At 67.9% G+C, this 13,962-nt stretch carries 9 protein-coding genes and 1 tRNA gene; 4 read left to right on the top strand and 6 right to left on the bottom strand.

Translation table 11 applies throughout. From position 1 onward, the window contains the following. Nucleotides 1-161 precede the first annotated feature (161 nt). From G7B71_RS02680 to G7B71_RS02690, 3 genes are all read right to left on the bottom strand, one after another. The gene (locus tag G7B71_RS02680) at nucleotides 162-2,252 is read right to left on the bottom strand and encodes a S46 family peptidase (protein ID WP_166037619.1); all 2,091 of its coding nucleotides are present in this window, start codon (nucleotides 2,250-2,252) and stop codon (nucleotides 162-164) included. A 74-nt stretch (nucleotides 2,253-2,326) separates the two neighbouring features. Further along, nucleotides 2,327-3,352, bottom strand: coding sequence for a fatty acid desaturase (locus G7B71_RS02685; RefSeq protein WP_166037621.1), 1,026 nt, complete (start codon nucleotides 3,350-3,352; stop codon nucleotides 2,327-2,329). Nucleotides 3,353-3,478: 126 nt separating this feature from the next. Beyond that, a tRNA-Pro gene (locus tag G7B71_RS02690) sits at nucleotides 3,479-3,555 on the bottom strand. A gap of 379 nt (nucleotides 3,556-3,934) precedes the next feature. Here G7B71_RS02690 and G7B71_RS02695 point away from each other — a divergent pair. Next, on the top strand, nucleotides 3,935-6,259 hold the full coding sequence (locus G7B71_RS02695) for a hypothetical protein (RefSeq protein ID WP_166037623.1): 2,325 nt from the start codon (nucleotides 3,935-3,937) through the stop codon (nucleotides 6,257-6,259). Between the two features lie 59 nt (nucleotides 6,260-6,318). Next, nucleotides 6,319-6,621 carry a hypothetical protein gene (locus G7B71_RS02700; protein ID WP_166037625.1) on the top strand — a complete coding sequence of 101 codons (303 nt, stop codon included), beginning with the start codon at nucleotides 6,319-6,321 and terminating at the stop codon, nucleotides 6,619-6,621. A 3-nt stretch (nucleotides 6,622-6,624) separates the two neighbouring features. On the opposite strand, the gene G7B71_RS02705 is transcribed toward G7B71_RS02700, so the two are convergent. Further along, nucleotides 6,625-8,025 (bottom strand): M20/M25/M40 family metallo-hydrolase, encoded by a 1,401-nt coding sequence (locus tag G7B71_RS02705; RefSeq protein WP_166037627.1) that lies wholly within the window; start codon nucleotides 8,023-8,025, stop codon nucleotides 6,625-6,627. A gap of 163 nt (nucleotides 8,026-8,188) precedes the next feature. Between G7B71_RS02705 and ettA the strand changes: the two genes are divergently transcribed. Beyond that, entirely contained in the window at nucleotides 8,189-9,868 is a 1,680-nt protein-coding gene (ettA, locus tag G7B71_RS02710; protein WP_166037629.1) for an energy-dependent translational throttle protein EttA, read from the top strand. Between the two features lie 67 nt (nucleotides 9,869-9,935). Next, nucleotides 9,936-11,759 (top strand): gamma-glutamyltransferase family protein, encoded by a 1,824-nt coding sequence (locus G7B71_RS02715; RefSeq protein WP_166037631.1) that lies wholly within the window; start codon nucleotides 9,936-9,938, stop codon nucleotides 11,757-11,759. 10 nt (nucleotides 11,760-11,769) lie between these two features. On the opposite strand, the gene putP is transcribed toward G7B71_RS02715, so the two are convergent. Together putP and G7B71_RS02725 are read right to left on the bottom strand one after the other, a co-directional pair. Beyond that, the gene (gene putP, locus G7B71_RS02720) at nucleotides 11,770-13,272 is read right to left on the bottom strand and encodes a sodium/proline symporter PutP (protein WP_166037633.1); all 1,503 of its coding nucleotides are present in this window, start codon (nucleotides 13,270-13,272) and stop codon (nucleotides 11,770-11,772) included. Between the two features lie 14 nt (nucleotides 13,273-13,286). Then, nucleotides 13,287-13,922 carry a carbonic anhydrase gene (locus G7B71_RS02725; RefSeq protein WP_166037635.1) on the bottom strand — a complete coding sequence of 212 codons (636 nt, stop codon included), beginning with the start codon at nucleotides 13,920-13,922 and terminating at the stop codon, nucleotides 13,287-13,289. Between the last annotated feature and the right edge of the window lie 40 nt (nucleotides 13,923-13,962).

A 13,962-nucleotide genomic window follows, 5' to 3' on the forward strand; every position in this document is an offset into this window, starting at 1 on the left:
GTGATGTGTCGGATGGATGACCGATCTAGCGGGTGACGGGGCCGCTGCCAAGCCTCGCGCGCGTACACGCGTGCGTACGCGCACGGGGAGCTTTGGCTGCGTGCACACGCCCTCGTCATCCCGGCCTTGAGCCGGGACCCGCCTTTCTGGAGGGCGCCGGGTTAGCGCCGACGCGCTGGACGCTGCCCCGACACGCCGAGCTCCTGCAGCAGGTGGTTCATGCCATAGGCATGCTGCAGCGCCGCGGTCACCGCGGCGGTGGTGACCAGCACCGAGCGGTTGACCTCCGGGTCGTAGCCGTAGGCGTTGCGCTGGGTGAGGACGGTGGAGTCGAAATTGGCGCCGATGATCTCGCCGGCCGCGTTGACCGCGGGCGAACCCGACGAGCCGCCGATCGTGTCGGTGCTCGCGGCGACATCGAGAACGGTGTCGGCCGGGATCCGTTCGCGCGCGGCGGCGAGGCGCGGGGCCAGGTCGAACGGCTCGGCTCCGGTCGCGCGATCCCACAGGCCGGCGAAGGTGGTGGCGTAGGGCACGGTGCGGCCCTGGTGGGTCCAGCCCTTCACCCGGCCATAGGTCAGGCGAAGAGTGCCGGTCGCGTCTGGATAGAGGCTGGTGCCGTAGATGGCGAAGCGGGCGCGGGCGAGCGCTTCGCTGGCGCGGTCGGTCGGCGCCTGCACGGTGCCTTCATACTCGCTGCGTGCGGCGCGGGTCGGCTCCTGGATGCGCAGCAGGAACTGGATCAGCGGGTCGTCGGACGCCTGCACCGCGGCGAGGCCGCCTTCCCACAGCTGGCGCCGAACTGCCGGGTCGCCGAGGCGAGTGCCGCTGGTCAGCCGCCGCGCCAGCGCTTCCGGCGATTCATTGCCGAGCAGGGTGCGGATTCGCGGATCGTCGGCGGTGAGGATCTCGCGGGTCTTGCTGAGCCACCAGGCGAGCTGGACCTCGTCAAGCGTCGGATAGCTGGGCCGCTCGGCGAACAGACGCTGCTCGACCTGGGGCAGGCGGGCGTCGCCGAACTCGGGCAGGCGGTCGGCATTGGGCTTGGGCCGCTCCTGGGCGCCGCGGACGATGTCCTCGGCCCAGTTGAACAGCTGCGAGCCGCCGCCGGCGCGGGTCTCGAGCAGGTAATAAGCCGGGTAGAGCCGGCGAACCTCGCCCTGCAGGGCGGAGAGATCGCGCCAGGGATCGCCGATCTCGGCGCCCAGTTCGGCATTGGCGGCGACGCGGCGGCGGAAATCCTCTTCCGCGCTCTGGCGCGCCGCCATGAAGCGCGCGTCGATCAGCGCCTGCTGGCGGCCGTAGCCGCGCTTGTAGGTGTTCTCGACGCTGGAGATCGCCTGGCCGGCGATGAACGCATTCTCCTCGCTCGCCTGGGCGAACTGGATGAGGCGGCCGCGAAGCTCGCTGTTGATCAGCTGCTCGAGCGGAAGCGTTACCTCTGCGACGGTGCGCAGCTGGTCCTGGGTGAGCAGGCGCTGGGTCGCGCCGGGGCTGCCCGACAGGAACACCGGCTGGTTCTCGCGCGGAGGCGCCGGGTTCCAGCGGAAATGGTTGGGCGTCGCGACCGGGCGGTCGTTCTCGTAGATTCGCACGAAGGCGGCATCGACGGCGAAGCGCGGGAAGCTGAAATTGTCGAGGTCGCCGCCGAACGCCGAGGCGCGGTGCTCGGGCGCGAAGGCGAGGCGAACGTCGCTGTAGCGGCGATAGGTGTAGAGCTTGAACTGGCCGCCGCGATAGAGGCTGACCACCTGGCACCGCCGGCTGCGGTCGTCGCCGCACGCCTCCGCCTCGATCCGCGCCTGCTCGGCGTCGCGGGCGCGGGTGAAGGCCTCGCCGGAAAGGCCGCGGCCAGCCGCCTGCATCCGCTGGGTGACGTCCGAAATGTCGGTCAGCACCTCCGCGGTCATACCCGGGCAGCGCAGCTCCCCGGCGCGGTTCGCCGGAGTGAAGCCGGTCTGGACGAAGTTGCGCTCCTGCGTCGACAGATCCTCGACGCAGCCCGAGGCGACATGCTCGTTGGTGAGGATGAGTCCCTCGCGGCTGACGAGGCCGCCCGACGCCCCGCCGATCCGAACCGAGGCGAGCCGCACCCGGTCCAGCCACGTCTGGTCGATATTGGTCCCGAGATCGCGATTGGCCTGCGCAATCGGGAAATTGTCGAACGTCCACATGCCTTCTTCGGCCGCCGCGGCGGACGAGCATGCGAGGGCGGTCGCGGAGGCGCATAAGAGGAAGAGACGCTTGGCCATGGGACACTCCAACGAAGGAGCTGCCTGCTAGCAAGCGAAGCGGGGCGCCGCAACGCGGGCCACCGCCGCCGCGCCTAGCCGACCGCCCGTGCCTGGCGGAACGAGACCAACCGCCTTTTTTCCTCGTCCCACAAGGCCAGCGGAACGGTCTTGAAGCTCTGCCACAAGGTCATTCGGCCGACCTGGCGAAGCTCGGGTCGGTCGCGCAGCACCTCGGAGAGGCGGTAGGACGGGATCCGGCTCGACAGATGATGGATATGGTGCACGCCGATATTGGCGGTCAGCCAGCGCAGGATGCCCGGCAGGTCGTAGTGCGAGCTGCCGTGCAGAGCGGCGTCGTGAAAGCTCCAATCCTGGTCGCGATCCCACATCGCGTCCTCGAACTGGTGCTGGACGTAGAACAGCCAGACGCCGATCGTCGCGGCGACCAAAGTGATCGGAAGGTGGATCAGGAGGAAGGCCGCCAGGCCGATGTGCCAGATGATCGCAGCCGCGAGGCCCGCCGCCGCTGCATTTGTGGCCATCGCGCTCAGCCAGGGCCGCCACCCCTCGCGCATGAACCCGACTGGCAGGCGATGCTGGAGCAGGAACACCCAGGCGGGGCCGAGGCCGAACAGGATGAGCGGATGCCGGTAGAGCCGGTAGAGGAGCCGCCGCCCTCGGCCGAGCGCCTGGAATTCGCGCACCGTCAGGGTGTCGACGTCCCCGATCCCGCGATGGTCGAGGTTGCCGGTGCGGGCGTGGTGAAGCGCATGCGTCCGGCGCCAATAATCATAAGGGGTCAGCGTCAGCACACCGATCGCCCGGCCGACCCAGTCATTCGCTGCGCGGCGGCGGAAGAACGAGCCGTGGCCGCAGTCGTGCTGGATCATGAACAGGCGCACGAGAAGGGCGCCGGCGGGGAGGGCGAGAAACAGGCCGAACCAATAGCCGGCTGCGGTCGCGATCCACATCGCGACCACCAGCATCAGGAACGGCAATGCGGTGACGATCAGCTCGAACAGGCTCCGCCGCGTTATCGGCCGCGCATAAGGCGCGATCTCGCGCAGCAGGGCTCGCGGGTCGGGCACCCCGGGACTGGCCGGAGCTTGATGGGGCATTTCGGATCGGCTCCTGGACAGGCGAGGCAAGGCTCGCATCGGGACATTCCCTTGCGACAACAAATCGGGACGGGGGAGGCTCCGCGCAACCTTTTGCCACGCCGCGATCGCGAACTGAGGTGAAAATGGTCGGGGAGACAGGATTCGAACCTGCGACCCTCTGCTCCCAAAGCAGATGCGCTACCAGGCTGCGCTACTCCCCGACTGCGCTTCCTCTAGGCAAAGCCGCGCACGCTGGAAAGGGTTCGTCGTGCCGAGGTCGGCCAAGGCTTCGCCAGTAATCTTCGTTAACGCGAAAAAGCTCAAATCGACGATTTCACGCGAGGAATTCATCTGGATTCCAGTTGACGCTAAGCAGCGTTCAAGTTATTCTTCCCGGTCTCCCCAATCGAGACCAGAACGAGCCGCGTCATGTCGCGGCCCACCTCACGCCCCCATGCTTTGCGCGGGGCGACTATACCTTAGCTTAATTGAAGTCGACAAGCGGTTGGTCCGGTTCTCCGGATGAAGGGGCGCGTCCGCGTTCCTTGTGGGCACTTCCGAAGTAGCCGGTCCTGCGGCCGAACGACCTGGAGGATGACCATGACAAGTCCCACCGAAACCACAACGACTGGCGGCGCGACCACGACGACTGGCCGTGGGCCGTCCGGCGGCAGTATCGACACCAGCGACCGAGTCGAGGCGACCCTCGAGATGCGGCCGCGGCGGCAGGACCAGCAACCCGAGCAGGCGTTCGAGGATGCGATCGACATCGCGCTGCCGCTCATCCCGCTGCCCTTCTTCACCACCAGCGGGCTCTACACCTATGCGCGCAAGATCGACCTGCCGATCACGCCGATCCCGATCCCGCGGCCGATCCCGTTCCCGATTCCGGAGCGGATCCCGACGCCGATCGGCGGCCTGATGCCGACCGACGAGATCTATGACGAGGATGTCAGCGCCATCTCCTTCTACCAGCGCGAGGAGGTGATGTTCGACGTCGACGGCCGCTATCCGCAGATGACGATCAGCGGCACCCGCGCCAACCTCTTCACCACCGTCGGTCACTGGATCGCCAAGGTGAAGAAGACCCCCGCGGGCCGCTACGAAGGGGTGATCTTCTACAAGAACGGCACGCCCGGCGCGATCCCGCACACCTTCGTCAGCGCGAAGGTCGTCGGCGGTCCGTTCCCCGCCACGCGCAAGCTCGAGGTGATCTTCTCGGGCGGTGGCGCGGCCGCGTTCACCCGCACCTATGGCTTCAGTTCCGCGTATCGGCGCAAGGTCGAGTTCGAATATGACCGGGTGTCCGACGCCGTCGCTGTGACGACGATCAACACCCACGCCCATCCCAACCGGCCGGCGTCGCTGGCCAACGAGGCGCTGAGCATCGAGACGGTGTTCCGCCGCTCCGGCTTCGACGCGACGGTGAGCGCGGGAAACGGCGTGGTCCCGATCGCCACGGCGGGCGGGGACGCGTTGTGGACCGACCAGGAGATGCACGATGGGATGCAGGTCCACTGGTCGCGCTTCGCCAACAAGCCTCAATGGGCGATGTGGGTGCTGTTCGCCCGGCTCCATGTCAGCGGCACCAGCCTCGGCGGAATCATGTTCGACGATATCGGGCCGAACCACCGCCAGGGCACGGCGATCTTCAGCCACGCCTTCATCTCGACTCCGCCGGCGGGCGATCCCAACCCCGCCGCCTGGGTCGCGCGGATGCGCTTCTGGACGGCGGTCCACGAGATGGGCCACGCCTTCAACCTGGCCCACAGCTGGCAGAAGTCATTGGGCGTGCCGTGGATCCCGCTCGCCAACGAGCCCGAAGCCCGCAGTTTCATGAACTATCCCTACTTCGTCGCGGGCGGCCAGTCGGCCTTCTTCGGCAACTTCCACTATCGCTTCTCGGACAGCGAATTGCTGTTCATGCGTCACGCGCCCGAACGCTTCGTGCAGATGGGCAACGAGGCATGGTTCAGCAATCACGGCTTCCGCGAGGCGGCGCAGCACAGCAATCCGGACTATGAGCTGCGCCTGACCACCAGCCAGGCGGGGGACCGTTTCCCCTACCTGATGCCGCCGGTCGTCGAGATCGCTCTCGTCAACCGCTCGGGCAGGATCAGGACGGTGTCGAGCGCGCGCATCAGCGAGCGCGAGGACTTCACCCTGATCCTCAACGGCGAGCGCCAGGAAGCGCGGCTATGGATGCCGTACATGCGGCATTGCGGCGAAGGCGACGACAAGGTGCTCAAGCCCGAAGAGGCACTGTACGACAGCGTCATTGCCGGCGCCGGCAAGAATGGCTGGGACATGGCCGAGCCCGGCCGCTACTGCGTCCAGGCGGTGCTCGAGGTTGACGGGCAGGCGGTCTACTCCAACCAGCTCATGGTCACCGTCGAGGCGCCGCGCACCCGCGAGGAGGAAATGCTCGCCAGCGACCTGTTCACACCGGAAGTGGGCCAGGTTCTGACGACCAACGGCACCCGCGCCCTGTCCGGCGTGAGCGACGTCCTCGCCAGGACCGCCGAGCTGACCGACAACCCGGTCTCGAAGCTCGCCGCGGTCGCACTCGCGACTCCGCTCGCCTACACCTACAAGCTGCTCGAGACCGACGCGAAGGCAGCGGCAGGCGAGGCGCCGCAACAGCGGGTCGAGGTCTATCCGGCCGATCCGCAGGCGGCACGCAAGCTGATCGACGGCGCGATCGAGGATGATGCCGACGCCCTCGTCAACGCGGTCGGCCACACCCGCTTCCTGCGCGACGCGCCCCTGCTCGCCGCGCTCGAGCGGGAGGAGGTGCCGAACAGTCCGGAGGCGTTCCTGTCCTTCACCGCCGACGCCGAAAAGGCCGACGCGGCGACGGCGGTGCCGCTTAGCGACAAGCTGCGCGCGCTGCTCGACACCAAGGCGGCGGGCCTCAGCCAGTAAGCCGTGCTTCTCCGGGAGCCGGGTCCTCCGGCTCCCCATTTTCTGCTAGGGAAAGCCTTGTGCCGACTTTGAAGCTCTCGCTCGAGGAAGGGTTCGACGATGACCATGTCATCGTGACCGCCAACGGCAAGACGCTTGCCGACGAAAGCGGCGTGACGACGCGCTATCAGATCAGCCTCGCGCGCCTCCTCGACCTGGCGCTCGCCGGAGACGAGGGGGAGTTGGTGGTCTCGCTTCCGGAAAGGGGGCTGGAAGCGAGACTGCCGCTCGGTGCGGGCCCGCCGAGCCACCTGCGCGTATCGGTGACCCGCGACGGCCGCGGCCTCGACCTCAGCACCGAAGACCCGATCGGCTTCGCCTGATCCTCAGCGCGCCGGCGCCGGCTCTATCCGCTCGGGCGCGTTGGCCGCTTCCGCCAGCATCGCCGTCCAGGCCGCGACATTCTGCCTCAGCTGGGCCGGGTCGACCTTGTCGAGCGTGTCGTCGGGAGTGTGGTGGAAGTCGAAATAGCGGGTGCCGTCCTGGCTGAGGTCGACCGCCGCAATGCCCGCGCGCGCCCAGGCGCCGAGGTCGGCGCCGCCGCCCGCCGGCTGCCGGCCCGCCGCGATTCCGAGGGGGGCCAGCGCCGCTGCGATCCGCCGCTGAAGCGCCTCGTTGCCCGGCGCGAGGTTGAAATTGACCCGCCACACCCGGTCGGCGCCGAAGTCGCTCTCGCCGACCAGCACGACGTCGCCGTCGCCGCGGTGGCGGCGGAAATAGTCGGCACCGCCGAACACGCCGATTTCCTCGGAGCCGAACAGCACGACCCGGATCGTCCGGCGCGGCTGGCCGGCGCTCATGACGCGGTGCGCCGCGGCGGTGGTGATGGCGACTCCTGCGGCATTGTCGAACGCGCCGGTGCCGAGGTCCCAGCTGTCGAGATGGCCGCCGATCAGGATGGTGCCGGCGGCGGGATCGCTTCCCGGCACCTCGGCGATGACGTTGCCCGACTGGCGCGTGCCGAGCTGGCGCGGGGTCAGCACGAGGCGCAGCCGCACCGGCTGGCGCAGCGCCGCAGCGCGCCTAAGGACGCGCTGGAGCTGCTCGGCGTCGGGCAGGCTGAGCGCCGCCGCCGGGATCGGCCGAACGCCCTCGGCGAAGCTCTGAACGCCGGTATGCGGGTTGCGGTGATGGTCGGTGCCGATCGAGCGGACAAGGATCGCCGCCGCGCCGCGCCGCGAGGCAAGCGTCGGCCCTTCGCGGCGGGCGGCGCCGAACGGGCCGTAATGGGAGCCGTCCTGGGTCGCCTGCATGGCGTGGTTCACGAACACGATCTTGCCACGCACCTCTTCGGCTGGCGCGGCCTGGAAGGCTTCCATGCTGTCATAGCCGACGACCTCGGCCTCGATGCCGGCGGCTGGGGTCGCGCCGCTGTTGCCGAGCGCGGTGAGCACGAGCGGCTGGGGGTAGGGCGACAGGATCTCCGCCCGCTCGATCCCGCGCTCCCAGTAAGGCACGCCGAACGTCTCGACCCGAACGTTGCTGAAGCCGAGCCCGCGCAGCCGAGCGACCGCCCATTGCCGCGCCCGCGCCTCGGCCTCGCTGCCGGCGAGCCGCGGCCCGATCTCGGTGGTCAGGCCCTCGACCAGGTCCCAGGCGAGCCTGTCATTTTCGAGCGCGTCGTCGCGCAGCTCCGCGACCCGATCGGGGGACGGCGGAGCGGCGGTCTGGGCGATGGCGGTGGAGGAGAGGAGGGCGAGGGCGGCGACAGCGGCGAACATCTTCATGGGGCGCGGTGCTAGCCAATAGCGGCGGCGCGACAAAGCCCTTTCGACCAACCGCGCGGGATGTCGTTCGTCGGAAGCGCGAGTGTTTGCAAAGGTCCGGTCGAGCCACTAGGTAGCGCGCCAACCTTTCCGTTACCCCACATCATCGGAGCACAGCGCCGCCATGGCCGCCCAATATGCCTTTGTCATGAAGGACATGACCAAATCCTTCCCCGGCGCCCAGAAGCCGGTGCTGAGCAACATCAACCTGCAATTCTATTTCGGCGCCAAGATCGGCATCGTCGGCCCCAACGGCGCCGGCAAGTCGACCCTGATGAAGATCATGGCCGGCATCGACAAGGAATATTCGGGCGAGGCTTGGCCGGGCGAGAACATCACCGTCGGCTACCTGCCGCAGGAGCCGCAGCTCGATCCCACCAAGACGGTGCTCGAGAATGTCCGCGAGGGCGCCGGCGAGACCGCCGCGATGGTCGATCGCTTCAACGCCATCTCGGCCGAGATGGGCGATCCCAAGGACGACACCGATTTCGACGCCCTGATGGAGGAGATGGGCGACCTCCAGGCCAAGATCGACGCGGTCGACGGCTGGACCCTCGACAACCAGCTCGAGGTCGCGATGGAGGCCCTTCGCTGCCCGCCGGGCGACTGGTCGGTCGAGAATCTGTCGGGCGGTGAAAAGCGCCGGATCGCGCTCACCCGCCTGCTCATCCAGAAGCCCTCGATCCTGCTCCTCGACGAGCCGACCAACCATCTCGACGCCGAGAGCGTCGAGTGGCTCGAGAACCATCTCAAGGAATATGCCGGCGCGGTGCTGATGATCACCCACGACCGCTACTTCCTCGACAACGTCGTCGGCTGGATCCTCGAGCTCGATCGCGGAAAATACTTCCCTTACGAGGGCAATTACTCGACCTACCTCGAGAAGAAGTCCAAGCGGATGGAGCAGGAGGATCGCGAGGAATCCGGCCGCCAGAAGGCGATCAAGGACGAGCTCGAGTGGATCCGGCAGGGCGCCAAGGGCCGCCAGACCAAGTCCAAGGCGCGTATCGCCAAGTTCGACCAGCTCGTCGAAGCGCAGAAGAACCGCACGCCCGGCAAGGCCCAGATCGTCATCCAGGTGCCCGAGCGCCTCGGCGGCAAGGTCATCGAGGTCAACAACATCTCCAAGGCCTATGGCGACAAGCTGCTGTTCGAGGATCTGAGCTTCTCGCTTCCGCCGGGCGGAATCGTCGGCGTGATCGGCCCCAACGGCGCCGGCAAGTCGACCCTGTTCAAGATCATCACCGGCGCCGAGCAGCCGGACAGCGGCAGCATCGACATCGGCCCGACCGTTCACCTCGGCTATGTCGACCAGAGCCGCGACCATCTCGACGGTAAGAACAACGTCTGGGAGGAGATCTCCGACGGTTTGGACTATGTGAAGGTCAACGGCCACGACATGTCGACCCGCGCCTATGTCGGAGCGTTCAACTTCAAGGGCCAGGATCAGCAGAAGAACGTCGGCAAGCTGTCGGGCGGTGAGCGCAACCGGGTCCACATGGCCAAGATGCTGAAGCGCGGCGGCAATGTTCTGCTGCTCGACGAGCCGACCAACGATCTCGACGTCGAGACCCTCGGCGCGCTCGAGGAAGCGATCGAGAATTTCGCCGGCTGCGCCGTGGTCATCAGCCACGACCGCTTTTTCCTCGACCGCCTCGCCACCCACATCCTCGCCTTCGAGGGCGACAGCCACGTCGAATGGTTCGAAGGAAACTTCGAAGCCTATGAGGAAGACAAGCGCCGCCGCCTCGGCGACGCCGCCGACCGGCCGACGCGGATGGCGTATAAAAAGCTGACCCGCTGACGGTAAGTTGCGAAAGTCGCATGCGGCTCTAGGGTTCGGCCAACACAGGCCTTTCCTGGAGAGTCGCATGCGTCGCCGCACCTTCCTTGCCGCTGCCCCAATCGCCGCCGCCGGCCTCGCCGTGCGGGGTTCGGCGCAGCCGTCGCCGACCTCTGTTCCGGGGTCGCAGCGGCCCAGCGACGAGATTTTCGAGCGGCCCGACGTGCGTGCCGGCGACCGTCCCGTCGGCGCCAGCTTCGCGTCGCGCTCGGCGGTTTACGGGCGGTCAGGCGCGACGGGCACCGCCCATCCGCTCGCGACCCAGGCCGGCATCGACATCCTCAAGGCCGGCGGCTCGGCGGTCGACGCGGCGATTGCGATCAACGCCTGCCTCGGCTTCCTCGAGCCGACCTCGTGCGGCATCGGCGGCGACGTCTATGCGATGATGTGGGACCCGGCGCAGCGCAAGGTCGTCGGCCTCGCCGGCTCCGGCCGCTCGCCGCGGGCCCTGAGCCTCGCGACCGTCCGCAGCCGAGCGGTCAACGGCGCGCTTCCGCCTTATGGCGCGGTCACCGTCTCGGTGCCCGGCGCGGTCGACGGCTGGTGGACCCTCCACCAGCGCTACGGCCGGCTGCCATGGCGCGACCTGTTCGCGCCGGCCATCGCGCTCTCGGAAGAGGGCGCGCCGGTCCCGGAAATCATCAGCTATTATATGCGCCGCGCCATGGCGAACTTCGCGCGTCGGGCGAGCGAGATGGAGGAAACCGCCAACGCCCGCGCTGTCTGGGGGGAGGGGCCCGGAGTCGGCCAGATCTTCCGCAATCGCGACCTCGCCCGCACCTACCGCATGATCGCCGAGGGCGGCCGCGACGCCTTCTATGACGGACCGATCGCCGACACGATCGAGCGCTACTTCCGCCGAATCGGCGGCTGGATGACCCGCGCCGACCTCGCCGCCCACCGCTCGGAATGGAGCGAGCCGCTCGCCACCGACTATCGCGGGGTCACCGTCCATTCGCTCGGCGCCAACACGCAGGGCGCGGCGACCCTGCAGATGCTCAACATGATCGAGCGGTTCGACATGCGCGCGGCGGGCTTCCAGTCGGCCCGCGCGATCCACATCGCCGCCGAGGCCAAGCGCCTCGCCTATGAGGACCGAGCCCGCTACTACGCCGATCCCAATTTCTCGCGCGTGCCCTTCGAATGGCTGGTCTCCAAGGACTATGCTGCCGAGCGCGCCCGGTTGATAAGCCCGACCCGGATCAACCCGAGCGTCCGTCCCGGCACTGCGCCGTCGCGCGGCGACACCACCTATTTCACCGCCGCCGACCGGTGGGGGATGAGCGTGTCGATGATCCAGTCCAACTTCCGCGGCATGGGCTCAGGCCTTGTCGCCGACGGACCAGAGGGCCGGACATTGGGCTTCATGTTCCAGGACCGCGGCCAGCTCTTCGCGCTCGAGGACGGCCACCCCAATGTCTACGCGCCGGGCAAGCGGCCCTTCCAGACCATCATCCCGGGCTTCGCGACGAAGGACGGTGCGCCGTGGCTGTCCTTCGGAGTGATGGGCGGCGACATGCAGCCGCAGGGCCAGGCCCAAATCATCATGAACCGCGTCGATTTCGGGCTGGACGTCCAGGCGGCCGGCGATTCCCCGCGCTGGCACCACGAAGGCTCGTCGCAGCGCATGGGCGAGGATAGTCCCAATCTCGGGCCGACCGGCCTGCTGCGCCTCGAAAGCGGCGTTCCGGCCGCCACCCGTCAGGCGCTGGCCGACCTGGGCTGGAGGATCGGCGAACCGGACGGCGGCTTCGGACGCTACCAATGCGTCGAGCACCGCATGGACGGCGAGGAGCGGGTTTACGCGGCGGCCAGCGAAATGCGCGCGGACGGCTGCGCCCTGGCTTATTAAGTTCCGCTGATCAGCGCGCCGCGGCGAGCGCCGCCTCGCCCTCGTCGAAGCGCTCAACGGCCGCAGGGGAGGGCCGGGTGGCGAGACTGATCAGGATCGTCGAGGCGAAGCTGAGGAAGAAGCCAGGCACCATGGCGTAGAGCACCGCCTCGCTAAACGAGCGGCCATCCGGCATCAGCGGAAGAATGCACAGGATAACGGTCCCGGCGCCAACGACGACGCCCGCCAGCGCTCCGGCGAGCGTCAACCGCCGCCAGGTGAGGCTCAGGATCACCAGCGGGCCGAACGCGGCGCCGAAGCCGGCCCAGGCGTCGCCGACCAGGCCGAGAATGGTGTTGTCGGGCGAGTAGGCCAGCGCGATCGCCGCCAGCGACACCGCAAGCACCGAGGCCCGGCCCACCGTCACCAGCTCGCGCTGGCTCGCCTCGCGGCGTAGGAAGACTCGATAGAAATCCTCGGTGAGCGAGCTTGACGAGACCAGGAGCTGCGAGCTGATCGTGCTCATGATCGCCGCCAGCAAAGCGGCATAGAGGAAGCCCGTGATCAGCGGGTGGAACAGGATCTGCCCGAGCAGGATGAAGATCGTCTCGGGGTCGTTGACCGGCATGCCGTTGCGGTTGGCGTAAGCGAGTCCGACGAAGCCGGTCGCAAGGGCGCCGATCAGCGAGATGCCCATCCAGCTCATGCCGATGTTGCGCATCGTCGGAACGTCCTTGACCGAGCGCACCGCCATGAAGCGCGTAATGATGTGCGGCTGGCCGAAATAGCCGAGGCCCCAGGCCAGCGACGACACGATGCCGAGCGCGGTTGTGCCGGCGAACAGATCCATTGCGGTCGGATTGACGCTGGTCACCGTCGCCGCGACGCCTCCGTCGAGGGCGAGGAAGGCGACGAGCGGCACCATGACCAGCGCCACGAACATGATGATGCCCTGCACGAAATCGGTGAGGCTCACCGCGAGAAAGCCGCCGATCAGCGTGTAGATCAGCACGGCGCCGGCAGTGATCCAGAGTCCCAGAGTATAGTCGGCGCCGAACGCGGTTTCGAACAGCTTGCCGCCGGCGACCATGCCTGACGAGGTGTAGAGGGTGAAGAAGACGATGATGACCAGCGCGGAGACGATCCGCAAAGCGTGGCTGCGGTCGTCCAGGCGCTGCGAGAAATAAGCGGGAATGGTGATCGCATCGCCGGTTTCCTCGGTGTGTACGCGCAGGCGGGGAGCGACGATCAGGTAGTTGGCCAGGGCGCCGGCAAACAGGCCGATCGCGATCCAGCTCGCCGACAGGCCGGCGAGATAAGCGGCGCCGGGAAGGCCCATGATCAGCCAGCCGCTCATGTCGGCCGCGCCGGCGGAAAGCGCCGCGACCGACGGGCTCAGCCGCCGTCCGCCGAGCAGATAGCCGCTGACATCGGCGGTGGATTGGCGCCAGGCATAGACGCCGATCGCGAGCATCGCGGCGAAATAGATGGCGAGCGAGATGATCGCCCCGGTTTCAACGCCCGCACCCTGCATCGCTCCGCTCTCCCTCAGGCCGGCTTGAACTGCCCGCTTTCGGTATCGAGCACATGGAGGACGCCGTCGGCAATCGCGAAATAGGCGCCGTGGAGACGGAGCGACCCCGCTTCGACCCGCTCGCGGACCCAGGGAAAGCACATGAGGTTGCGCAGCGAGATGCGCACGCCCTCATATTCCATGGTGCGGAATGCCTCCGGACCCAAGTCAGGAAATTTGCGTCGAACCCGCTCTCGCGCCTCGTCGAGCATGTCCACCCAGTGGGAGATGAACTGGCCAGCGCCGGCGCCCTTGCCATCGAACTGGCCGGTCAGCGCCGCCGCGCAGCCGCCGCAGAAGCCATGGCCCATCACCACCAGCTCCTCGACCTGGAGCTGGGTCACCGCAAACTCCAGCGCCGCCGACACGCCGTGATAGGCATGGTCGGGTTCGTAGGGCGGAACGAGGTTGGCGACGTTGCGCACGACGAACATCTCGCCGGGACGCGCGTCGAAGATCTGCGACGGATCCACGCGGCTGTCGGAGCAGGCAATGACCATGACCTTGGGACTCTGGCCCTCGGCGAGCTCCGCCCAGCGCTCGCGCTCGGCGCCCCAGTCGCGGTTGCGGAATCGGCGATAGCCGTCGATGAGGTCGGTGAAACGCTTCATGGGCGCTCGCTAGGCGCGCAAGGGCGGGGCTGGCAAGAGT

The sequence above is a fragment of the Sphingosinicella sp. YJ22 genome (genome assembly GCF_011320075.1).
Classification (GTDB): Bacteria; Pseudomonadota; Alphaproteobacteria; order Sphingomonadales; family Sphingomonadaceae; genus Allosphingosinicella.

Bases quoted from the DNA above. Each gene is read 5' to 3' on its own strand.
- G7B71_RS02680 (WP_166037619.1), bottom strand. From the start codon at position 2,252: ATGGCCAAGCGTCTCTTCCTCTTATGCGCCTCCGCGACCGCCCTCGCA.
- G7B71_RS02685 (WP_166037621.1), bottom strand. From the start codon at position 3,352: ATGCCCCATCAAGCTCCGGCCAGTCCCGGGGTGCCCGACCCGCGAGCC.
- G7B71_RS02695 (WP_166037623.1), top strand. From the start codon at position 3,935: ATGACAAGTCCCACCGAAACCACAACGACTGGCGGCGCGACCACGACG.
- G7B71_RS02705 (WP_166037627.1), bottom strand. From the start codon at position 8,025: ATGAAGATGTTCGCCGCTGTCGCCGCCCTCGCCCTCCTCTCCTCCACC.
- ettA (WP_166037629.1), top strand. From the start codon at position 8,189: ATGGCCGCCCAATATGCCTTTGTCATGAAGGACATGACCAAATCCTTC.
- G7B71_RS02715 (WP_166037631.1), top strand. From the start codon at position 9,936: ATGCGTCGCCGCACCTTCCTTGCCGCTGCCCCAATCGCCGCCGCCGGC.
- putP (WP_166037633.1), bottom strand. From the start codon at position 13,272: ATGCAGGGTGCGGGCGTTGAAACCGGGGCGATCATCTCGCTCGCCATC.
- G7B71_RS02725 (WP_166037635.1), bottom strand. From the start codon at position 13,922: ATGAAGCGTTTCACCGACCTCATCGACGGCTATCGCCGATTCCGCAAC.